At 58.5% G+C, this 21,329-nt stretch carries 19 protein-coding genes and 1 pseudogene; 4 read left to right on the top strand and 16 right to left on the bottom strand.

Annotation, left to right across the window (positions count from 1 at the left end; genetic code table 11):
- Positions 1 to 160: 160 nt before the first annotated feature.
- Positions 161 to 601, bottom strand: a complete 441-nt coding sequence (locus tag PSAKL28_RS26550; protein ID WP_157687041.1) for a type II toxin-antitoxin system HicB family antitoxin — start codon at positions 599 to 601, stop codon at positions 161 to 163.
- Between the two features lie 415 nt (positions 602 to 1,016).
- Here PSAKL28_RS26550 and PSAKL28_RS15610 point away from each other — a divergent pair, with 415 nt between their 5' ends.
- Positions 1,017 to 1,328, top strand: a complete 312-nt coding sequence (locus PSAKL28_RS15610; RefSeq protein WP_084589125.1) for a carbohydrate porin — start codon at positions 1,017 to 1,019, stop codon at positions 1,326 to 1,328.
- 31 nt (positions 1,329 to 1,359) lie between these two features.
- Here the strand turns inward: PSAKL28_RS15610 and PSAKL28_RS15605 are convergent, their stop codons facing one another.
- The 9 genes from PSAKL28_RS15605 to PSAKL28_RS15565 all read right to left on the bottom strand — a co-directional run bounded on the left by PSAKL28_RS15605 (position 1,360) and on the right by PSAKL28_RS15565 (position 12,797).
- Positions 1,360 to 2,343 carry a LysR family transcriptional regulator gene (locus PSAKL28_RS15605; protein ID WP_218918485.1) on the bottom strand — a complete coding sequence of 328 codons (984 nt, stop codon included), beginning with the start codon at positions 2,341 to 2,343 and terminating at the stop codon, positions 1,360 to 1,362.
- A 25-nt stretch (positions 2,344 to 2,368) separates the two neighbouring features.
- Positions 2,369 to 3,589 carry an L-lactate MFS transporter gene (locus PSAKL28_RS15600; RefSeq protein ID WP_038612175.1) on the bottom strand — a complete coding sequence of 407 codons (1,221 nt, stop codon included), beginning with the start codon at positions 3,587 to 3,589 and terminating at the stop codon, positions 2,369 to 2,371.
- A gap of 130 nt (positions 3,590 to 3,719) precedes the next feature.
- Positions 3,720 to 5,018, bottom strand: a complete 1,299-nt coding sequence (locus PSAKL28_RS15595) for an NAD(P)/FAD-dependent oxidoreductase (RefSeq protein WP_038612172.1) — start codon at positions 5,016 to 5,018, stop codon at positions 3,720 to 3,722.
- A gap of 63 nt (positions 5,019 to 5,081) precedes the next feature.
- Positions 5,082 to 5,537 (bottom strand): lipocalin-like domain-containing protein, encoded by a 456-nt coding sequence (locus PSAKL28_RS15590; RefSeq protein WP_038612170.1) that lies wholly within the window; start codon positions 5,535 to 5,537, stop codon positions 5,082 to 5,084.
- Positions 5,538 to 5,551: 14 nt separating this feature from the next.
- Positions 5,552 to 6,313 (bottom strand): SDR family oxidoreductase, encoded by a 762-nt coding sequence (locus tag PSAKL28_RS15585; RefSeq protein WP_038612167.1) that lies wholly within the window; start codon positions 6,311 to 6,313, stop codon positions 5,552 to 5,554.
- 166 nt (positions 6,314 to 6,479) lie between these two features.
- A complete protein-coding gene (locus tag PSAKL28_RS15580) occupies positions 6,480 to 6,998 on the bottom strand; it encodes an acyloxyacyl hydrolase (protein ID WP_038612165.1) in 519 nt (172 codons plus the stop codon).
- Positions 6,999 to 7,072: 74 nt separating this feature from the next.
- Entirely contained in the window at positions 7,073 to 8,500 is a 1,428-nt protein-coding gene (locus tag PSAKL28_RS15575; protein ID WP_038612162.1) for an efflux transporter outer membrane subunit, read from the bottom strand.
- Positions 8,497 to 11,634: an efflux RND transporter permease subunit gene (locus PSAKL28_RS15570; RefSeq protein WP_038612159.1), complete on the bottom strand. Its 3,138-nt coding sequence runs from the start codon at positions 11,632 to 11,634 to the stop codon at positions 8,497 to 8,499. Before PSAKL28_RS15570 ends, PSAKL28_RS15575 begins: the two co-directional genes overlap by 4 nt.
- A 14-nt stretch (positions 11,635 to 11,648) precedes the next feature.
- Positions 11,649 to 12,797 (bottom strand): efflux RND transporter periplasmic adaptor subunit, encoded by a 1,149-nt coding sequence (locus PSAKL28_RS15565; protein ID WP_038612156.1) that lies wholly within the window; start codon positions 12,795 to 12,797, stop codon positions 11,649 to 11,651.
- Positions 12,798 to 13,029: 232 nt separating this feature from the next.
- Between PSAKL28_RS15565 and PSAKL28_RS15560 the strand changes: the two genes are divergently transcribed.
- Positions 13,030 to 13,812, top strand: a complete 783-nt coding sequence (locus PSAKL28_RS15560; protein WP_038612153.1) for an IclR family transcriptional regulator — start codon at positions 13,030 to 13,032, stop codon at positions 13,810 to 13,812.
- Positions 13,813 to 13,819: 7 nt separating this feature from the next.
- Positions 13,820 to 14,437 (top strand): TetR family transcriptional regulator, encoded by a 618-nt coding sequence (locus PSAKL28_RS26545; RefSeq protein ID WP_051939412.1) that lies wholly within the window; start codon positions 13,820 to 13,822, stop codon positions 14,435 to 14,437.
- A gap of 60 nt (positions 14,438 to 14,497) precedes the next feature.
- Here PSAKL28_RS26545 and PSAKL28_RS28575 read toward each other — a convergent pair.
- Positions 14,498 to 14,646 (bottom strand): annotated as a pseudogene (locus PSAKL28_RS28575) (IS630 family transposase); the annotation flags it as partial.
- Positions 14,647 to 14,705: 59 nt separating this feature from the next.
- Between PSAKL28_RS28575 and PSAKL28_RS15550 the strand changes: the two are divergent.
- Positions 14,706 to 15,458 carry an SDR family NAD(P)-dependent oxidoreductase gene (locus PSAKL28_RS15550; RefSeq protein ID WP_038612150.1) on the top strand — a complete coding sequence of 251 codons (753 nt, stop codon included), beginning with the start codon at positions 14,706 to 14,708 and terminating at the stop codon, positions 15,456 to 15,458.
- 63 nt (positions 15,459 to 15,521) lie between these two features.
- Here PSAKL28_RS15550 and PSAKL28_RS27050 read toward each other — a convergent pair whose 3' ends face one another.
- The 5 genes from PSAKL28_RS27050 to PSAKL28_RS15525 form a co-directional block, all read right to left on the bottom strand.
- Positions 15,522 to 15,875 (bottom strand): c-type cytochrome, encoded by a 354-nt coding sequence (locus tag PSAKL28_RS27050; protein WP_075226636.1) that lies wholly within the window; start codon positions 15,873 to 15,875, stop codon positions 15,522 to 15,524.
- Positions 15,875 to 17,515 (bottom strand): FAD-binding oxidoreductase, encoded by a 1,641-nt coding sequence (locus PSAKL28_RS15540; RefSeq protein WP_038612147.1) that lies wholly within the window; start codon positions 17,513 to 17,515, stop codon positions 15,875 to 15,877. The genes PSAKL28_RS27050 and PSAKL28_RS15540 overlap by 1 nt, the downstream gene beginning before the upstream one ends.
- Positions 17,516 to 17,550: 35 nt before the next feature.
- Complete coding sequence (locus PSAKL28_RS15535; RefSeq protein WP_038612144.1) at positions 17,551 to 18,210, bottom strand: hypothetical protein; 660 nt, start codon at positions 18,208 to 18,210, stop codon at positions 17,551 to 17,553.
- Between the two features lie 169 nt (positions 18,211 to 18,379).
- The gene (locus tag PSAKL28_RS15530) at positions 18,380 to 19,312 is read right to left on the bottom strand and encodes a LysR family transcriptional regulator (protein WP_038612141.1); all 933 of its coding nucleotides are present in this window, start codon (positions 19,310 to 19,312) and stop codon (positions 18,380 to 18,382) included.
- A gap of 92 nt (positions 19,313 to 19,404) precedes the next feature.
- Positions 19,405 to 21,327, bottom strand: a complete 1,923-nt coding sequence (locus tag PSAKL28_RS15525) for a flavin-containing monooxygenase (protein WP_038612138.1) — start codon at positions 21,325 to 21,327, stop codon at positions 19,405 to 19,407.
- Between the last annotated feature and the right edge of the window lie 2 nt (positions 21,328 to 21,329).

The raw sequence follows: 21,329 nt of genomic DNA, 5'->3' as shown, positions 1-21,329 counted from the left end.
GGGGCTTTGGGCTTCTCCACGGTCACCTTACGGAACGGGTTTCCGTCGTTTGTTCACGGCTTCCTTCCTGATTCCTGAATCGAAATCCAAGCTTTTTCAGTACCGCAGTGACCTCTCTGTAGTTGAGAGGGCGGTGTCGCCCAAAGCCCATTCACAATCCTTAGCAAACGTACTGAAGCGTAGGCTCGTTGAAGAATCTGATTTTCTTCTTGGCGCTACGACGCTGAGCGAGCGACCAGAAGAACGCTTTAACTTCATAGCCTAACCGCATAGATAGAGGTGCTCGCCGACCAAGCAGATCTGCTGCATGCTCCTTGTCGACAGTGAGAGCTTCTACCACGTAGGGCTTAATCTGTCTTTCGAGCTTTTCCTTGGCCTCCTCAAAGGTGTCACCTTGAGCGGCCAGGGTAAATTGCGGGCAGGTGGCAATCCAATAACCATCCTTCTTCTCGGCGTAGCAACGCAGGATGGCGATTATGGTGCCACCACCATATAAGTCAACTGAAATGCGCGCCACGAAATCGTGGAGCGCACTGTGACTACAGATGAGACTGAGGTAGCTTTCACCGGTTCGGGGGTTGGGGTGCAATGGTTGGCGCAAATTTATGAGGCTCATGGAACCGAAAAGCTATTCTGCCTTGGCTCTGGCAATGAGCTGGCTCTTTTCCTCGCTCGCATACCCCACCAACCGACCCTCCCCAGTCCGCATCCCCTTAGGCCGGCGCAACGCTGACCCAGCAGCAATCAACTCAAAGCCAGCACTGATAATGCTTTTCGAGGCAGAAGCTTGGGTCAGTAAAATTTCGGTAGTTGGGGCAATTCAGCATCAGCGGCAACATTGAGACCTTCATCCCTGTTCGTAGCTTGCAGTCGTTTCAATTTCACGCTGTTGCACGCTTCCTCATTCCGCTAATGTCCCAGATTCCCAACTGCATGCTTGTCGGATACGGTCTTCGTATGAATACATGAACTACCTCCAGGTAGTCCAAGATTTCCGCTGCATCCCCCAGTAAAGGCTGCGTTATACGACCAAAGCTGGATTGGTCAAGACCGGCACGTTTCGCGGGCGTGACCAGGACACCATTGGTTTAGCGGTCTCGCATATCGGCTTCAGCGACAAGGAAGTGGACTTCCTCACGGGTATGCGCCAAGTTGGCGGCGGTAGTACCCGTGTGTCCTCGCACGAGGAAATCATCGAGCTGAACTACGGCATCCATGTAGCGCCCGGTGTGACCGTGATGCCGAACATCCAGTACACCTTCAATCCCGCTACACGCCAACCTCTGCCCACAGCATCGACAATACTCTGGTGCTCGGTCTGCAATTGAACATCAGCTTTGATCGACTCTTCGACCTGCCTCACATGCCGAACAATAGTTGATCGTTCGTGGTCTGCCAGATCAGCTCCCTGAGCCAGGTGACGCCCGGATCAAAGTGATTGCGGGGGTGCCAGGCCAGGTTGAGCGCAAAATCCGGGGCGGCAAACGGCAGTTCGAACACATCCAGATCGTCGGCGAATGGCGCCAACAGTGACGCCGGTAATGTGCAGACAAGATCGCTATTGCGGAGCACTCGCGACACCAATGTCAGCTGCGGCAGCGTCACTGCCAGCTGCCGGCTGCGCTGCAGAACCGAGAGATGTTCATCCATGTAGCCGAGCAAGTTGTTCGACTCGTTTGACACCAGTACATGCTGCAGCGCGCAGTATCCATCGAGGTCCAAGGCACCGTTACCACGCGGATGCCCTTTGCGCTGCGCCATGAGAAAGCGATCACGGGTCAGAGGGCGGCTTTTGAGGCCTTCGGGAACCAGCCTTGCGTCGTCGATCAGCAAATCTATCTCTCCTCTTTCGAATTGCGCGGCGACTTGTTCGGTTTGCGGACGGCTGAAGATGAAACGCAGGCTATTAGGCGAAAACCCGTTGAGACGCTCGAGCAGCGGCAGGCCTAGGGCAACCATTGCATTGTCGCTGGCGGCGATATGAAAGCTGCGCTCGTCCGTTGCCGGGTCGAAGCTGGGTTGAAAGCGCACAACCTGGCGCAGAGTACTGAGCGCCAGTGCCAATGGCTCCTTCAACGAAAGCCCCATGGCGGTGGGGGTCATGCCGCGGCCTTTTTCGGCGGGTAACAACAGGGGGTCATCGAATGCGACGCGTAGCCTGGCCAGTTGCGCCGACAATGCTGGTTGGCTGATGTTCATGCGCAGGGCGGCGTGGGTGACGTTGCATTCCTGCAGCAGTACATCGAGCGAGAGCAGAAGGTTGAGGTCGATATCGCTCAGTTCCATGGCAGCTCCCAAAGTGTGGTTCAAATGAAAAAGGTGTCCGATCGGCGGATCGGGCACCTTTGCAGAGATGACGGGCGATTGTCTAGCCCTGGGCCTGTGCGCACCTCCATTGCAGCAAGCTGCGGCTGAGCAGCACGGCCAGCGCCGCACCGACCAGGCAGATGATGATGGCAATGTAGAACGCCTGGCTGAAGTCGCCACCGTTTGCCGCCGCCATGGAGACCGCCAACTGCGGCCCGATGGCCGCTGCAATGGCGTAACCGCAGAACATGATGCCGTAGTTGACGCCAAAATAGCGCGCGCCAAAGCGCTGAGACACCAGTGAAGGGAATACCCCCATCACGCCACCGAAGGCAATGCCAATGCCGCAGATGGCAACGGCGAAACCAGTGGTCGTGGTGCTGCTGGCCAGCAACATGAGCATCGAGGCGATCAACAGGAAGATGACAATCAGCGCGTTGGCACCGCCGATGCGATCGGACACCGCACCCCAGATGAAACGTCCTGCGGCGTTGCTGGCGGCGTACAGGCCGACATAGAGCGCTGCGGTGCTGGCACTGAGGGCGAACATGTACTGGCCGATGGGCGAGACGTTGGCCGCAATCATCAAGCCTGACAGTGCGCCGGAGGCCATCAGGGTGACCATCAAGTAGAAGACCGGGCTTTTCATCATCGCCTGCCAGTTCAGGCTATGGTCGGCTTGGTCGTGGGATGTGCTGGGCGTCCAACCCGCAGGGCGGTAGTCGTTGGGCGCCGAGCGGCAGACCATGCCGCACAACACGGCAATGGCGATGAACACCAGGCCGGTGGTGTTGAGCGCCGAGAGGACGCCGTACTGGTTGATCAGCATGTTGAGCAAAGGCGCGGTCAGCAGGGCCGCGGCGCCGTTGCCCGCGGTCACCAGGCCAGTGGCCATGCCGCGCTTGTCGGGGAAGTAGCGGGTGGCATTGCCCAGTGCACCGGCATAGGCGAACGAGATACCCACCCCGCCCAATACGCCGTAACCCAGGTAAAGCGCTGTCAGCGAGGAAAAATGGCTCATCAGGATGAAGGCCAGGCCAAAAGCGGCACCGCCGAGTAGCATCGAACTGCGCGCATACCCGCGGTCGACGAACTTGCCGGCAATGATCATGGGTACCGGACACACCGCAGTGCTGATGGTGAAGGCCAGGGCCACTTGCTCTGGCGTCCAGCCGCGTGCAACGGCCAAGGGGCCGGAAAACACGCTGAATGCATAGATCGAACCCGTGCAAAGCAGAACCAGAACGGCGGCAGTAATGTTTATCCACCGGTTCGACGTCATAGGGCTTACCTCATTGTTATTGGATTGACAGATTACGTTGCTGCGCAGTTACAGGTAGTCGCCTAGAGGGCGCGGCAGTCCGCAAGTCTGCCGGCCATGGTTCAAGCAACAACGCGGAAGGCGCCTGAGTTCAGTGAAGCTTCATGCGAGGGTTGGTGCGACGGCCAATGCGGTCGTTGATCATCAGAAGGCCGGTCCTGAACAGACCGTAAAGTGCCACCTGGTGCATACGGTACAGTGACACGTAGAACATGCGTGCCAGCCAGCCTTCGACCTTGACACTCCCCAGCACACTGCCCATGAGGTTGCCTACGGCACTGTATTTGGCCAGCGATACCAGCGAGCCATAGTCCTGGTACTGGTAGTCGGCTAGCGGCTTGCCTTCGAGCCGGTGCTTCAATGACACGGCGAGCAGGGAGGCCTGCTGGTGCGCGGTCTGGGCGCGGGGTGGGACATTCTTGCCACTGTCGTCGCCCATCGGGCAAGCGGCGCAATCGCCCAGGGCGAAGATGTTTTCGTCGCGCGTAGTCTGCAGGTTGCGCTGCACGACCAATTGGTCGATACGGTTGGTTTCCAGTCCGTCGAGGTCCTTGAGGAAACTCGGTGCGCGGATACCGGCAGCCCAGACCTTCAAGGTGGCGGGGATGAAATCGCCGTTGGCGGTGAGCATGCCATCGGCAGTAATCTCGCTGACCGCTGAGCGGGTATGAACCTTTACGCCGAGTTTTTCCAGTTCGTGCAGCACGGCCGTCCCGATGCGTTCAGGCAGGGCAGGGAGCACGCGTGGGCCCGCTTCGATCAGGTTGATCTGCATGTTCTGCGGGGCGATGCTGTTGAGGCCATAGGCTGCGAGCTCTTCGGCCGCATGGTGCAGTTCCGCTGCCAGCTCTACACCTGTGGCGCCAGCGCCAACAATGGCGATGTTCATCTGGCTATCGCTCTCCTGCCGGGCATGGGCGCTCAGGTATTGGCTGAGCAACTGGCGGTGCAGGTTCAGTGCCTGTTTGGGGGCGTCGAGGAAAATGCAGTGTTCCGCCGCGCCAAGAGTGCCAAAGTCGTTGGTCACGCTACCGATAGCGATGACCAAGGTGTCGTAGGTCAGGGCCCGGGCGGGCACCAGCTCGTTGCCAAGCTCATCCAGCGTGGCGGCCAAGTGGATGCACTTGTTGGCCCGATCCAGCCCAACAAGCCGGCCGATCTGGAACTCGAAGTGGTTCCACTTGGCCTGGGCAATATAGTTGAGTTCATTATCCGTGCTGTTGAGCGAGCCTGTCGCCACCTCGTGCAGCAGCGGTTTCCAGATGTGTGTCAGGTGTGCGTCGACCAGGGTGATCTGCGCCTTGCGCTTTTTGCCCAGGGTTCGACCGAGGCGGGTCACCAGCTCAAGACCACCGGCGCCACCGCCTACGACAACGATTCGATGTGTCATGGGGTTCTCAATCGAATTGAATCAGGCTGCTTCAGAACGAAGCAGCCTGGATGAAAGGAAGTGTCACTCGGGCTGGGCGCGGTGCCAGACCAGCTTGGAATTGACAGTTTTGCCCTTGGAACTGATGGGCGAGGCAGTGCCCAGCGTCAGCACATCACCTTCGATGCTGACCACGCGTGGCTGGGTTTGCCCCATCCAGTTGGGGAACAGCGAGATGAACATGCTGTGGGTCAGGGTGCGGTTCTGCTCGTTGACCTTGAACGGCCCGGTGTAGGCAATGTAGGTCGAGCCTGCGGCCTTGTATTCTTCCAGTGTGCCTTCGTAGAAGTCGTTGACCGCGAACGGCGCGCGGCCTGGCTTCATGAGCTGGGCAGACATGTAGCCGTCGGGGGTGTACATGATGATGCCCATGGGCTTTTCACCCATTGGGTAGAAAGGCTCGGAGCCATCTACTGGAATTTCCACGTACGAGTGCAGTTTCCAGGCACCTACCAGTTGGTCGCGCAGTTTTTCGCTCATGTGCTTCTCTCCTCTCAAGCGTGCTGCATGTCGCAGTCGATCGGCAGCATCTGCCCGGAAATTGACTGGCCGCTGTCTGAGGCGATGAACACTGCAAGGTCAGCGATGTGGGCTGGGTTGACCAGATGTTTGATCGACTGCGAAGCCAGGGCTTGGACGGTTTCTTCTTCGACGTTCTTGCCGCTGACCATGGCGCGGCCTTCGAGGACCTTCTGGAAGCGCGGCCCGTCGACGGCACCGGGGAGGATGGCGTTGACGCGAATATTGAAGGCGCCCAACTCGATCGACAGGGTCTTGGTGAAGCCGATCAGACCCCACTTGGTGGTGGAATATGCGCTGCGGTTTGGGTAGCCGAAGCGGCCCGAAACGGAGGACATGTTGATGATCGAGGCCGCAGGCGATTGCTTGAGGTGGGGAATAGCGAAATGGGTCACGGCGAAGGTTCCGTTGAGGTTGACCTGAACCACTTTGCCCCATTCGGCCGGGTCCAGTTGGTCAACCGGAGCGGTAGGGCCGGCGATGCCTGCATTGTTGACCAATACGTCCAGGCCGCCGAGTACGTTCACCGCTTCTTTGACCATCTTCTCGATGTCAGCGAGGTCGGAGATATCGCAGCGGGCGGTGTGAACGCCTGGGAGTTCCGCTTCCAGCTTGGCCAGGCCATCAGTGTCGATGTCACAGGCAAAGACGCTGGCGCCCTTGTCCATGAATGCCTTGACGATGGCGCGGCCAATGCCGCCGGCGCCGGCTGTTACGAGTACGCGTTGTGCTGTCATGCTCGATCTCCTTGGGAAGAGTCATTTACGTATGACTTAACTTAGCGAAGCACTTGGTATATTTGAAATCAATGGTCAATATATGACCTATAGATACTGTGGATGGCTTGGCAGTTGTCATCGGGCAAGACCTGAGGCAGCCGCCCTAGCCGTTGCGTTCATGGGGTTAGAAGCTGTGGGTGTAGAACAGTGAGTACGACTCGATACCATCGTTGGGTTGCTTAATGCCCGCGTTGGAGTAGTGGATGGCGCGGATCCCCACTTTCTGTTCGTCGGAAAGTTTCAAGCCGACACCAATGCGGTCTTCGAAGTTGAACGAGGAGCCAAGCTTCTGCTCGCCGACATCGGTTTTCGAAAAGAGGGCGACACCCACGCCCACTTCGATATAGGGAGCATAGCGCCAGCCGGAAAACTCATAGATGAAGACTGGACTGAACGATAGCGAGTGAGCGCCAGATGCTTCGTCTCCACCTTCCCAGTAGGTATAGGCGCCATCCCAGTAGCCACTGAGATGGCCGGTATCGGTTTGCCACCAGCTTTTGTCCCATGCCTGTTCCAGTCCTGCGCGGAAGGTCATGTCACCCTGGCCGGTGACACCGACCGCTCCTGTGATGCTCGCGGCGTCTGCAAGCGGGGAGAGCAGGCTCAGTGTCGCCACACTGATAAGGGTTAGGCGAGTATTCACTATGTATTCCTTACGACTGTAAAACGACTGGGTTATTGCATTCCCAGGTCGGCGCGGACCGACCCGGGAATGCATCATTTCAGGCTGACAAGGGGCCTGGAAGGCTGGGCATCCCAGCCGCCACCGAGCGCCTTGAACAGGCTGACTTCGCTGCTGAGCTGGCTCAGGTGGTCCTTGAGCAATTGCTGTTGGGCAGCAAACAGTTCGCGCTGCGCGTCGAGCACTACCAGGTAGTTGTCCACCCCTTCGTCGTAACGCTGGTTGGCCAGCTTGTAGTACTCCTGATTGTTATCGACCAGGTCGTGTTGGGCTTGCAACTGCTCACCGAATGTACCGTGTGCCGCCAGCCCATCGGCCACCTCGCGGAAGGCGTCCTGGATGCTTTTCTCGTACTGGGCGACATTGATGTCCTTGACCACCTTGCGGTAATCAAGGTTGGCGCTCAGGCGGCCGGCGGTAAAGATCGGCAGGTTGATCTGCGGCATGAAGCTCCAGACCCCCGAGCCACCCTCGAACAGGCCGTCGAGATCGCGGCTGGCGGTCCCTGCCGCTGCGGTGAGGCTGATGCTGGGGAAGAACGCCGCGCGTGCCGCGCCGATGTCGGCATTGGCCGCCAGCAAGCGGTGTTCGGCCGCGCGGATGTCCGGCCGACGCAGCAACAGGTCGGCCGGCATGCCTGCAGACAGCGTTGCCAGCGGTTGTTCCAGGGTGTCGCGGGCCGGCAGGTCGCCCGGCAACTTGGTGCCGAGCAGCAACTGCAGGGCGTTGACGTCCTGCGCGACCTGACGGGTGTACAGGGCTTTCTGCACACGTGCGGTCTCCACCAGGCTGCGCGCCTGGCGTACATCGAGCGCCGAGGCGGTGCCGACTTCGCTGCTGGAGCGAATCAGGTCCAGGCTGTACTGGTAGCTGTCCAAGGTGGAGCTGGCCAGTTCCAACTGGGCCTGGTCGCTGCGCCAGGTGAGGTAGGCAATGGCAACGTCGCCGACCAGGGCAATCTGCACGGCGCGCTGGGTTTCGGCGGTGGCCAGGTACTGCTGCAGCGCAGCATGTTCCAGACTGCGCAGGCGGCCGAACATGTCCACTTCGTAGGCAATGCCCAGGGTCGCCGAGTACTGGCTCTGAATCTCGGTATTGCCGGTGGTGGACAAGTCGTCGGGCACCCGCTGGCGTGTTCCGTCAGCGTTGGCATCGATCGTCGGGAACAGGGCCGAGCGCTCGATGCGGTGCAGCGCCCGGTATGCCTCGACATTCAACGCTGCCTGGCGCAGGTCGCGGTTGTGCTCCAGCGCGACGCCGATCAACTGGCGCATGGCGGGGTCGCGGAAGAACGTCTGCCAGCTCAGGGTGGCTTCTTGCCCACCTTGTGCCTGGTCTTTCGCGTAGGCCGGGCCCGCGGGCCAGTCTGCCTGTATGGGTGCTTCAGGGCGGTGATAGTCGGGGATCAGGCTGCAGCCTGGCAAGGTCAGCCCCAGCGCGATCGAGAGGTATCGCAGCTTCATGCCGACTCTCCTTGGGCTGCTGCCACTCGTTGCTTGCGTTCGAACAATTTCACCACCACCACGTAGAACAAGGGGACGAAGAACACGGCCAGGACCGTGGCGGTGATCATCCCGCCGACGACACCGGTCGCGATCGAGTGCTGGCTGCCGGCACCGGCGCCGGTGTTGAGTGCCATGGGCAATACACCGAAGGTGAAGGCCAGCGAGGTCATGATGATTGGCCGCAGCCGCAGCTTGGCCGCTTCGATGGCCGCCTTGGCCAGCGGCATGCCTTCTTTCTCGTACAGTTCCTTGGCGAACTCGATGATCAGGATGGCGTTCTTCGCGGTCAGGCCGACTGTGGTCATCAGGCCGATCTGGAAGTACACGTCGGCCTCGAGGCCACGCATCAGGGTCGCGAGTACGGCGCCGAGGATGCCCAGTGGCACCACCAAGATTACCGACACGGGTACCGACCAGCTTTCGTACAGTGCCGCCAGGCACAAGAACACGATGATGACGGTCAGGGCGTAGAGTATCGGGGCCTGGTTGCCGGTCTTGATCTCCTCGTAGGACAGGCCGTTGTAGCTGAGGCCGATACCCGGTGGCAGTTGCTGCATGATCTCGCCGATCGCCACCATGGCGTCACCGGTGCTGTAGCCAGCGGCCGGTTCACCGAGGATCTGCAAGGACGAGATACCACCGTAGCGTTCCAGCTTGGGCGAGCCGTAGACCCAATCACCGGTGGCGAACGCCGAGAACGGCACCATTTCGCCCAGGGCATTGCGCACGTACCATTTGTCGAAGTCTTCCGGCGAAATGCGCGAGCTGTCGACGCCTTGCAGGTACACACGCTTGACCCGGCCCAGGTCGATGAAGTCATTGACATACATCGAGCCCCAGGCAGCGCTCATGGTTTCGTTGATCGAGGCGATGCTGACCTGCAGGGCGCGGGCTTTCTCGTCGTCGATGCGCACCTGGAACTGCGGCTCGTCATCCTTGCCATTGGGGCGCACGGCCTTGAGCTTGGGGTTTTCTGCCGCCAGTTGCAGGAACTGGTTGCGTGCCTTCATCAAAGCCTCGTGGCCCAGGCCGGAGTTGTCCTGCAGGTACAGGTCAAAGCCCATCGCGTTACCCATCTCGAGGATGGCAGGGGGCACGAAGACCATGGCCTGGCCGTCTTTGATATGGGTTAAACGCTCATTGGCGCGCTGGGCCAGGCTGAACGCATCCTGCCCTGCACCTTGGCGGACGGCCCAGTCCTTGAGCACGATCAGTACCAGGCCGGAGTTCTGCCCACGGCCGGCAAAGTTGAAGCCGTTGATCGTCATGACGTGCTCGACCAGTTCGCCTTCGTCGTTGACTAGGTAGTCCTTGACCTCCTGCAGCACGGCTTCGGTACGTTCGGCCGAGGCGTTCAGTGGCATGCGCACCTCTGCCATCATCAACCCCTGGTCCTCGTTCGGTAGAAACGCCTTGGGAATTTGAGTGAACAGATAGCCGGTGCCGGCGGTGATCAGGGCGAAGATCAGCAGGTAGCGGCCACGGTGCTTGAGGATGCCGCCCACGCCGCGTTCGAAGCGTGCGGTACTACGGTCGAAAACGCGGTTGAACCAGCCGAAGAAGCCTTTTCGCTCTTGGTGCCCATGACCTTGTGGGGCCTTGAGAATGGTGGCGCATAAGGCGGGTGTGAAAATCAGCGCAACCAGTACCGACAACGCCATGCAGATGACGATGGTGACGGCGAACTGCTTGTAGATGATGCCCGCCGAACCGCCGAAGAAGGCCATGGGCACGAACACCGCAGACAGCACCATACCGATGCCGACCAAGGCACCAGAAATCTGCTGCATGGACTTGCGCGTCGCTTCAAGGGGCGACAAGCCTTCCTCGTGCATCAATCGCTCGACGTTTTCCACCACGACGATGGCATCGTCCACCAGAAGTCCGATCGCTAGCACCATGGCGTACATGGTCAATACGTTGATGGTGATGCCGAAGGTCGGTAGCAGGGCAAAGGCTGCCAGCAACACCACCGGCACCGCCAGGGTCGGGATCAGCGTCGCACGGAAGCTCTGCAGGAACAGGAACATCACCAGGAACACCAGGATCACCGCTTCGCCGATGGTATGCACCACCGACTCGATGGATGCCTCGACGACCGGCGTGGTGTCGTACGGGTAGATCACCTCGACGCCTTCAGGCAGGTAGGCTTTCTGTTTTTCCAGCTCCGCCTTGACTGCTTTCACCGTCTCCAGCAGGTTGCCGCCGCTGGCCAGGCGCAGGGCAAGGCCCGCCGAGTACTCGCCGCGGTACTTCGACGAGATGGCGAAGTTGTCGGAAGCCAGGGCGACCTTGCCCAGGTCCTTGACGCGTACCTGGGAGCCATCGGCCTTGACCTTGACCAAGATCTCTTCGAACTCGGCCGGGGTGGTCATGCGGGTCTTGCCCAGTACCGTGGCGTTGAGCTGCACACCGGAGCGGGTCGGCAAACCGCCGAGCTGGCCGGAGGATACCTGCACGTTCTGCTCGCGAATGGCCTGGGCCACATCGCCTGGGGTGAGCTGGTAGCTGTTGAGCTTGACCGGGTCGAGCCAGATGCGCATGGCATAGGGCGAGCCGAACAGCATGTAGTCGCCCACACCATTGATACGCGAAATCGGGTCCTGCAATTGCGAGGCAATCACGTTGCCCAGGTCGAAGTTGGTCATCTTGCCGGTCTTGTCCACCAGACCGATGATCAGGAAGAAGTTCATCTGGTACTTCACCACCCGCAGGCCTTGGCGTTGCACCTCCTCAGGCAGGCGCGGGGTGGCCAGCTGCAGTTTGTTCTGCACCTGGACCTGGGCGATGTCCGGGTTGGTGCCCTGTTCGAAGGTTACGATGATGTTCATGCTGCCGTCCGAGGCACTCTCGGCGGACATGTAGCGGAAGCCGTCGAGGCCGCTGAGCTGCTGCTCGATGACCTGGACCACGGTGTCCTGCACGGTCTGGGCCGAAGCACCCGGGTAGGTGACCTGGATCGACACGGCGGGTGCGGCAATGTTGGGGTACTGGCTGATGGGCATGTTCATCAGCGACAGCGCCCCCGCCAGCATGGCGACGATCGCCAGCACCCAGGCGAAGATCGGCCGATCAATGAAAAAGCGAGACATGGATCACTAACTCCTCAATGGGACTGGGTGTCCGCCAGTGGCGGGAAATCGGCGACCAGGTTGACGTTCTTGGCGTCCACTGGCTTGACCTTGATCCCGGCGCGGGCTAGTTGCACACCTTCGGTAATCACGCGTTCGCCATCCTTGATGCCGTCGCCGATCAACCAGGCATTACCCACGGTGCGCAAGGTTTCCACTTCGCGCCGTTCGACGGTGCTGTCGGGTTTGACCACCCATACGGTCGGGGTGCCGCGGGCATCGCGGCCCACCGCCTGCTGCGGAACGAGGATGGCCGCCTGCTGTTCACCTTCGCTGAGCAGCGCGTGGACAAACATGCCTGGCAGCAGCTTGCGGTCGGGGTTGGGGAACTCGGCCCGCAGGGTCACCGAGCCAGTGGTGGGGTCGACGCTGACTTCAGAGAAACGCAGCACGCCCTTGAGCGGATAAAGGGACCCGTCATCCAGTGTGAGGCTGACTTGTGCCCGGTCTTCACCTACCCGCTGCAGGCGCCCGGATTCCAGCGCACGCTTCAGCCCAAGCAAGCGGGTGATAGGTTGATTGACATCGACATAAATCGGGTCGAGCTGGGTGACGGTGGCCAGCGCCTGGGCCTGGCCATTGGTCACCAATGCGCCTTCGGTGACAGCCGAGCGGCCGATGCGCCCCGAGATCGGTGCCAGCACTTTGGTGTACTGCACATCGATCCGTGCGACCTGGGCTTCAGCCTGGGCCTGTTTCCAGGCGGCCTGGGCATCGTCGTACTGCTGCTGGCTGATGGCGTTGGTCTTGAGCAGTCGCTCGTAGCGCCGCGCCAGGTTCTGTGCCGCCAGCAGCGTGGCTTCGGCCTTGGCCTGGCGGGCCTGATAGGTGCGTGGGTCGATCTGGTACAGCGGCTGGCCTTGCGTGACCTCGGCGCCTTCGACGAACTGGCGTTTTTCCAGGATGCCCGACACCTGAGGCCGGACTTCGGAAATGCGAAAAGCCGAGGTACGCCCCGGCAGGTCGGTCGTCAATGTCAGCGCCTGTGACTTCACGGTATAGACCCCGACTTCGGGGGGCGGCTGCTCGTTCTTCGCGGCCTCCTGGTTACCGCAACCCGCCAGCAGCCAAAGGGCTGCCAGGGGGATCAGCTGTCTTGAATGGAATGATTTATTGAACTTCACCGCGTGTCTCCTGTGCGAGGTCGGGCGATCAGGTACTGGTTAATGAATCGTAATGCGGTATAGTGTACCGCAATATGGTTTTGCCAAGTCAAGCACTGCTGGCATAAGGTAGGCACTCACTCAGCATAGCCTTTGTTCAGAAGCCCACGTGCTGGCTGGATCGAGCGGTTGGCACTAAAGTGGCGGCGCAAAGTGGCGGCGAGCCGCGACAGACGGACATCAAGAGGGTGGTATGACAAGTACGGAAGAAAGCACTGGCAAACATGGCGGGATACAAGTTATCGCCCGCGCCGCGTCGATCATGCGGGCGTTGGGCAACAATCCCCAGGGGTTGAGTCTGGCGGCGATCGCCCAGGTGGTCGATCTACCGCGTTCGACGGTGCAGCGCATCATCAATGCACTAGCGGTGGAACATTTGGTGAAAGCACGGGGGCCGAGTGGTGGTTTTCGCCTGGGGCCGGCGTTCGGCCAACTCATCACTCAAACCCAGATGGATATCATTTCCCTGGTCAGGCCTCACCTGACTTCGCTGTCGGAGCAGGTGCAGGAGTCGACGTGCCTGTCGTCGCTGTCCGGCGACAAAGTCTATGTGATGGACCGAATCGTGGCCGAGCGAGAGCTGCGGGTCGTTTTTCCAATCGGTATCCATGTACCCGCCATGGCGACCTCGGGGGGCAAGGTGCTGTTGGCCGAACTCCCTGAAGATACCCTGCGTGCCTTGCTGCCTGATCCATTGCCGGCGTGCACGGCCAAAAGCCTGAAGCGCGAGGCATTGCTGGCGCAATTGAAGGACGTCAAGGCCAGCGGTGTGGCAACGGATGAGAACGAATACATCGAGGGCCTGTGTTCCTATGCCGCGCTGCTCGACACCTATTTGGGGCTCTATTCAATCTCGATCGTAGCGCCAACTTCGCGAGCAATGATCGCGGGGGGGCGTTTTCAGCACGCGTTGCAGGTATGCAAGAAGAATATTGAAGAGGTGATCGGTCGGATGCCTCGGACAATTCACGGATAACGTGTCGATGGCTAGAAAGACAGCAGCGGAGGCCGCACTGACACGCCAGAGGATTCTGGCCGCAGCCACAGAACTTTTCTCACAGGCTGGTGTGACTGAAACAACGCTTGAGCACATCGCGCAGCGGGCCAATGTCACTCGAGGCGCAATTTATTGGCATTTCAGGGGCAAGGAGGATTTGCTTAAAACAATTTTCGATGAGCAAATTCTCCCACTGGAAAGCACTTTGGCTAAAGACCTTCCTCTATCGCTGGCGTGGCAGCAGTTGCAACAACGCCTGATAGAAACGATCAGCGAAGAAATTCCTCGGCGCTTGGCAGAGATCATGATGTATCAGGGGGCTTGCGGAGGGGACTCAGCCGTTCATCAGCAACGACTGGCTGGTGTCAGAGGACGATTCATGCAGCATCTCAAAACGGTAATTGAAAATGCCGTGGGCGCTGGCGAATTGACCGCGTCGCTCAATATACGGCGAGTGATGGAGTTTTTTGGTGTTAGTACGACAGGCTTGCTGTTTGATTGCTTGCAAAAAGAGGGTAACGCTATTGAATCTGTTCACTCAACGCTGAACGTTCTCTGGCATGTACTGATGAATCCGCCAGCGAGCTTTCTAGCGGAGGACTGATCCGACGGCGACCTAAGCAGATGGCATCACCACGGTTCCGGTTCCTAGTGTCCTGAGCGCTTAATTCATTGGTTTATTTTTTATCACGCTCAGTTTTGCCTTATGTACCGAACTGATGATGGCTTCACCCGTTTTGTTCCTTTGAACGGCTTCGCCGAATGCTCGTTGTGAGCAGTAATGAATTGACGGATCGCGACTTTCAGGTCGGTCATGAAAGTCGAGCCTGGCCGACGACCATAATTCAGTAAAGAAAGAGAGGTAGGACAGCATGATATTCGATAACAAGGTTGCTCTGGTTACAGGGGCTGGTTCTGGTATTGGCGAGGCGGTAGCCAAAGAGCTCGCCCGACTTGGCGCCAAGGTGGTCGTGGCTGACATCAATCGGGACAGCGCCCAGCGGGTAGTGGATGAAATCATGGCAGCTGACGGCGAAGCGGCTGTATTCGTTGCCAACAGTGCCTTGGTGGAGGATAACGAAATGCTGGTAGCTTTTGCTGTAGATACATTTGGTAAGCTGAACTATGCAGTGAACAATGCTGGCGTCGCCAGCAATGTGGCCGATGCGGCAGAGGCCGATATTGAAGATTGGAATCGCGTCATCAATATCAACCTCAACGGCGTTTTTTACGGCATGCGTGCTCAGATTCCGGCACTGCTCGCAGCAGGTGCTGAGAACTGTGCTATCGTGAATATGGCCTCGATTCATTCTGCGGTAGCCAATATCGGCATGGGCGGCTATACCGCCGCCAAGCATGGTGTGATCGGACTGACCCGAAATACCGCAGCGGAATATGGGGCGCAGGGGCTGCGAATCAATGCTGTCGGTCCAGCTTATATCAACACTCCTTTACTGGATGCGTTGCCAGACGAAACCCGTAACGAGCTTATCAGTCGCCACCCGCTCGCCCGCCTGGGTCGTCCCGATGAGGTAGCCAAGGTGGTGCGTTTTCTGCTTTCCGACGATGCTTCCTTTGTCACCGGTGCCTATTACCTGGTAGATGGTGGTTACACGATTGTCTAAGTCAAGCGCCCTCATAAGCCACTGGGACATTAACGCCCCATACGTGGGGCGTTAATGTGAGGCTCAGTTACCGGCTGTGCCTTTCGGCGACGATAGATAGGCGCCGATTGCAGCGAGTTCATTGTCATTGATCTCGGTCTTGCGGAAGAACGGCATGACTGAAATGCCATTACGGACAAAGACTGCAACAAACTCCGGCGAGAGGTTGGTACGTTGTTCCAGTACACCAGGCATCGACCCCTGATAGCGCTGATCAAGTGCCTGGGTGCCGGGGTGGCCTGGTCCTGCTCCGTGACAAGCGACGCACCACTTGCCGAATAGCGCTTTCCCCTGTGTCAACTGCTGATCCTGTGCTGATGTTGTCAGAGAGGTCAGCGTCAGCATGGCTGAGATGCTGCATAGCAGTAACTTCTTCATCATGCATCCTCCCGGTAACGCTTCGGCCAGATTCCCCCCCGGCCTGGCGCAATAATGCCATTCGGATCAACTGTGTCCTTGAGCAGACTCTGAAAGCGCAGCAGCGCGTTGTTATTGAAGGAGTAAGTACTGGCAACGATATCCTGGAAGATCGGCGCAGTGCGGTACTCCGTCCAGCCGTGCTCGGCGGCGAGCTTCACCAATGTGATGAACTGATCGACCGCTTTCCTGTTCTGTTCCTTGTCACTGCGCGAAATAAAGAAAGGGAACAAGTAAATATAACTGCGGTATTGCCATGTCTGCGGAACATTGGTTCGCGCAATTGGCGCACTGGTCAGCCCAAGTTCCTTGGCAGCTTTGCAAAATACCTCATGGGCCTTGATGAAAGCCTTGCCGTTACGGGGCACGATAGGGGCAAACCAGGCATGGCCATCATCGGGGTTTGGCATGGCTTCGGAGCGTGCGCCTATGGAAAAGATGGACATATTCGGAATACCAAGAGCCACCTGGTGACGCAGCTTCTGCTGATCCTTCTTGGCAATGGGCAGGCTGTAGGATTCCAACTGCTCGAACTGTACACCGGGAATATCAGCGAATTTTTCCTGAGCATACTCCCAGTTGGCAAACAGGGTTTTTTTTGGTCCGTAGAAATTCAACACCACATTCCAGTATTCCAGCCCATGGTTTTGTGCATAACTCTGGTACTCGGCAACGGATGCACCGCCTGGCTGATTATTAAGTTGCATCAGCTCGCGGGTCGTCTTATAAGACTCCGGCTCCCACATCAGGCATAACGAGTCCATCGGGCAGCCATAGCGCGGATGACCAATAAGACCCTGGTCTTCCAGATAATTGACCGTATCAATCAGCGGAATAATATCTTCGTAACGGGGTACCTTGACCATACAGGAAAGATAATGCTCGGGCTGCGGCATCATCCAGAAGCCCATCTTGGTGACGATACCGAAGTTGGACTGGGCGAACAGGCCGTCAACATAAGCCCCGTAACCATATTTGTTCTCGCCCCAGGTTTCCGCACCCGGTACCGCAGCCATACCAGTACGCAGCAGTTCGCCGTCCGGCAACACTACTTCCATACCGCAATGCGAGCCAAAATGGTCACGGTAGTTGCCCAAGGTATAACCAACACCGTGATCCAGGGCATTACCCAGTGGGCTACCCCAGCCCGGATCGGGGACATCCATCATCAGCTTCAGACCGCGTTCCTGAATATAGTTATACAGGTCAAAATAAGAAACGCCTGGCTCCACAATGCAGAAGTTTCGTTTGTCATCGACCTCAATGATCTTGTTCAACAGTTTCAAATCGACAATGACGCTACCGCTCATATTGGGAGCGGAGCCGCCATAACCAAGGTTCTTGCCCGTGGATATGGCAAACAATGGAATCCTCAAGCGGTTGGCAGCCTTGACTATGGCCTGTACTTGCTCGACCGTGGTCGGGGCTACGGCAGCGGAGGCTACCAGTTCGTCCGATTCACCCCACTTTGGTGAATAGGCATCCCGATAGAGGGCAACATCCGCCTCGCTGATAAACACGTTGTCGGCACCGACGATACGGCGAAACTCGTCCAATGCTGAATCGAAGTCCTGGGCGCTCACGCCCTGTGGATAGTTCATGGCTTCACTCCACTATCAAGATATTGGTTGGTCGCTTACACAATGCGGTGATGAGGGGTGATGACCCAGGTGTAGAGTGGACGGGCAGAGTCAGTCGGGTAATTGCCGGGCATGGCCAGCGATCTTTCAGCGAGTAGGATGGCTTGCCTGGGAGGATATCTGACCACACCGGCCATGCAGTCCGCCCATTCGTATCGTTGCGCTGCAAGTGCTGCGCAACTGGCCAGCATGGACTCGGGGCCGGCGATACTGTGAGTTGTAATGCCATTCGCCTGCACCCGATGTTCGGCGCGGAAGGTCACGCGCAGGCCATGATCCCAACCGAGTCGTTCCAATACGAACAAGGCGTCAGCGTGTGTCATGCCAGCAATGGCGACGGGCTGCTTGCGCCATTGCTCAGCCAGATACTCAGTCCACAATTCGGTTACATCACCTCGCATGGCATGGGTTGCATGGCCCGCCTGTTCGGACTGAGCGCCGAATCGGGCGCTGGCCGGGTGACGGGGGTCGTAAACAATACGACATAGGGACAGAGTCTCCTGGCGTACGGGGCTTGCCAGGCTAGCTGCCATGCTGAGCAGAGGAGTACTGACCACGGTCATACCCAGCGTAGCGGCTGTTCCCAGAAGAAAGGTTCTGCGCGAGGTTATGAGGTGGGGCCCAGGTTGGTATTTGATTGGGGGTGGACGCTTCATGCTGTTCTCCTGAATGTTGCTGGCTCGGCAAACAAGTCCTACGCCAGGTTGGCGCTAGGGTCTGTTGCCGTTTCATCTCAAGCCATTGATCTATAAGGGGTGCCTACAGAATTCGGAGGCGATACCGCGTTGCCATGTTTTCGCTAAGACAGCGAACCATCCTTCGTGATCAGAGGATCAGTATCCCGCGATCCAGTAATTGCTGATCCCATTCAGGCGCATCACCGATACGCTCGATCAAAAAATCGATCAAGGTCCGCACCTTCAGTGCCCGACGCTGGGTTTCTGGATACACGGCGGCGAAGTCGAAGGATGACAGCCGATAGTTGGTCAAAATTGGTACCAACTCCCCGCTGATAAGGTAGTTACTAGCGATGAGGGTGGGCAAGCAGGTGATGCCAGCCCCGCTCAAGGCGTAATCGCGCAGCAGATGGACCGAACTGGAGCGCACCTGGCCGTGCAGGATCAGATCGATGCACTCCTCACCCCATGTGAACTGCCATCGGTTGCGTGACGGGTAGCCACCGTACAACGCTATACGGTGATCCTTGAGCTGCTGTGGATGCTCGGGCGCGGCCTGTTCGCGTAAGTATGCGGGCGACGCACAGAACAACCTGTGGACGTTGAACAGCTTGCGCACCACCAAGCGCTCGGCCATCGGCGGGAACATCTGAAAAGCGATGTCGAAGCCCTCTTCGATCGGGTCGACCACGCGGTCATTGACCACGACATCGAACTCGATCTCTGGATACATTGCGGTGAACTCGGCTAACATCGGGCCCAGGTGATCGATGGCAAATCCTTGCAGGACCTGGACGCGTAACTGGCCGGTGAGGTTGGAGCGTTGGTTGCGCATTTTCTCGGTCAAACCGTGAAAGCCGGCGACCATGTCGGCACATTCTTGGAAATAGGCTTCGCCGATGTCCGAAAGGCGGACGTGGCGAGTGCTGCGATGAAACAGCGGAGAATTGATGAACGTCTCAAGCTGTTGCACACGATTAGTAATCACCGAACGGGTCACGCCCAACTGCTCCGCCGCCTTGGAGAAACTACCGGTCTGTGCCACGTGCACGAATGCTTCCGTAATGAGTAGACGATCCATGACCTTCCCCTTCTTGTAATTATTACCTGGCGGCCAGGCACCGCCTGCTTTCGCATAGTAAGGCTGTGACTGGAACCCCGCTAGGGAGGCGATCAGGAAAGGCAGTAGTCGGTAGCCTGTACTTCGTGGGTCCTATGCCAGAATTCGACGGCATTGAACGGGAAATTCTGCGTCACCCGGCCTTTGCTGTTTTTGTACCAGCTGTTTACCCGCGAGAATCCCCAGGCTCGCAAGCCGTTGGCTTGGTCGACACGCTGGTTGTAACTCTCGAACACCTGCGCTTTGATCTCCATACTCTGGTGCCCACCTTCCAGCAGCAGCCGCACGGCGTCGACAATGTAGGTCGCGGTGAACTCCGAGAACTGAATGATGGTGCTGTACACCACCAGCCCGGTGTTAGGACCGTACATGCAGAACATGTTGGGAAAGCCGGGTACGGTCATGCCCATGTAGGCACGGGCGTCGTCATCCTTCCAGACCTCGCGCAGTGCCAGGCCGTCGCGCCCGGTGATGTTGATCGGCATCAAGAACTTGGAGGCATGAAAGCCGGTGCCGTAAACGATCAGGTCGAACTCGTGTACAGTGCCGTCGATACAACAAATACCCGTGGGACGGATTGCTTCGATCGGTTGACGAATCATGCTGACGTTGTCACGTTTGAGCGTCGATATCCAGGTGCCATTGTCACGGATGATGCGCTTGCTGCCGACTGGCGAATCCGGAATCAGTACGTTACGCAAGTCCGGCCGGTCAGCGAACTGCGGCTCCATCCAGGCGCAGATGTCCCGGCGCAATTGATCGTTGCGTGCTGATACCGCGACTTCAGTCGGGGGGTAATCGACATCGACCACGACATCCTCAAGAAAGCCAACACTTTGTGGCATGACTTTGGTCGCTCGATACCACAGGCTGTAGTTGGGCAGATTGGCGAGCAGCCATTTGCAGCTGTCAGAGATTTTCTCGTGTAGATCAGGTGTGGGCAGCAGCCAGTTGGTAGTGCGCGCAAAGACTTTAAGATCGGCGGCGGTCTTGGCCAGTTGCGGGATGAACTGGGCAGCGCTCGCCCCGGTGCCGATCACGGCGACTCGCTTGCCGCTCCAGTCAACGTTGTGATCCCACTGCGCCGAATGGAACGCCGGGCCTTGGAACGTCTCTTTACCAGGAATGGCCGGGATCATCGGCCGATTCAGTTGCCCGACGGCGAACACCACCACGTTGCTATCGACACGGGTTTGCCCGGCGCTGTCGCGGCACAGCAGCTGCCAGCGCTGGCGGTCTTCGTCCCAATGGGCATCGGTGACTTCAGTATTGAACTGGATATGGTCGTACAGGCCCTTATCCCGCGCCACCGCCTGCATGTAGCTGAACACCTGCGGGCCAGGGGCAAAACAGTCGTCCCAGGTGCTGCGGGCGAAGGAGAAACTGTAGAAGAAACTGTTGATGTCGATGCGACAACCCGGGTAGGTGTTTTCGCGCCAGGTGCCGCCAACGTCGGTGCCTTTCTCGTAGACGACGAAGGGCACGCCTGCCTGCTTGAAACGCAACGCGGCGATCATGCCGCTCTCGCCGGCACCAATGATCACTACCTTGAACTCGCGGCCGGCCGCCACATGATCTTTATGCCAGCGGGGCGCGCGAGGGTCTTCTTCGGCGGTCACCAGTTCCTCTGCAACCAAGGGCAAGTACGGTTCAATGACTGGACCCATCAGCCAGGTCCCCAAAGCATGCAACTGCTCGCTGCTCGGCCGAGCCGGCACCGGCAGACCGCTGTCGCGGAAGGCCAGTAGCTTTTGTAGGCAGTCCTCGCGAACCTCGGCCTCCACTTCGGGCGTCATGCCGCTGTGCGCGACACCCATGGCAACCACAGGTTTCCAGGCTGGTTTGAGCACATTGAGGTCGCCGGTCAAGTGTGCCACGGTCAACAGTAGAGTCGGAATATCCGCCCCTTGCAGGTGGGCACGCAGGGTTTCATCATCACATTCAAGGGAAGCCAAAGTGGTGTTGTAGGTTCTCATGG

It is taken from the genome of Pseudomonas alkylphenolica (assembly GCF_000746525.1).
Taxonomy (GTDB): Bacteria; Pseudomonadota; Gammaproteobacteria; order Pseudomonadales; family Pseudomonadaceae; genus Aquipseudomonas; species Aquipseudomonas alkylphenolica.
Note: the sequence above shows the minus strand (reverse complement) of the source record. Positions and strands in the feature narration are given on the sequence as shown.

Excerpts from the sequence above, each read along its gene's own strand:
- PSAKL28_RS15525 (WP_038612138.1), bottom strand. The coding sequence starts at position 21,327 with ATGAGAACCTACAACACCACTTTGGCTTCCCTTGAATGTGATGATGAA.
- PSAKL28_RS26545 (WP_051939412.1), top strand. The coding sequence starts at position 13,820 with ATGGCTAGAAAGACAGCAGCGGAGGCCGCACTGACACGCCAGAGGATT.
- PSAKL28_RS15585 (WP_038612167.1), bottom strand. The coding sequence starts at position 6,313 with ATGACAGCACAACGCGTACTCGTAACAGCCGGCGCCGGCGGCATTGGC.
- PSAKL28_RS15600 (WP_038612175.1), bottom strand. The coding sequence starts at position 3,589 with ATGACGTCGAACCGGTGGATAAACATTACTGCCGCCGTTCTGGTTCTG.
- PSAKL28_RS15550 (WP_038612150.1), top strand. The coding sequence starts at position 14,706 with ATGATATTCGATAACAAGGTTGCTCTGGTTACAGGGGCTGGTTCTGGT.
- PSAKL28_RS15575 (WP_038612162.1), bottom strand. The coding sequence starts at position 8,500 with ATGAAGCTGCGATACCTCTCGATCGCGCTGGGGCTGACCTTGCCAGGC.
- PSAKL28_RS15595 (WP_038612172.1), bottom strand. The coding sequence starts at position 5,018 with ATGACACATCGAATCGTTGTCGTAGGCGGTGGCGCCGGTGGTCTTGAG.
- PSAKL28_RS15560 (WP_038612153.1), top strand. The coding sequence starts at position 13,030 with ATGACAAGTACGGAAGAAAGCACTGGCAAACATGGCGGGATACAAGTT.
- PSAKL28_RS27050 (WP_075226636.1), bottom strand. The coding sequence starts at position 15,875 with ATGAAGAAGTTACTGCTATGCAGCATCTCAGCCATGCTGACGCTGACC.
- PSAKL28_RS15530 (WP_038612141.1), bottom strand. The coding sequence starts at position 19,312 with ATGGATCGTCTACTCATTACGGAAGCATTCGTGCACGTGGCACAGACC.
- PSAKL28_RS15540 (WP_038612147.1), bottom strand. The coding sequence starts at position 17,515 with ATGAACTATCCACAGGGCGTGAGCGCCCAGGACTTCGATTCAGCATTG.
- PSAKL28_RS15535 (WP_038612144.1), bottom strand. The coding sequence starts at position 18,210 with ATGAAGCGTCCACCCCCAATCAAATACCAACCTGGGCCCCACCTCATA.
- PSAKL28_RS15570 (WP_038612159.1), bottom strand. The coding sequence starts at position 11,634 with ATGTCTCGCTTTTTCATTGATCGGCCGATCTTCGCCTGGGTGCTGGCG.
- PSAKL28_RS15590 (WP_038612170.1), bottom strand. The coding sequence starts at position 5,537 with ATGAGCGAAAAACTGCGCGACCAACTGGTAGGTGCCTGGAAACTGCAC.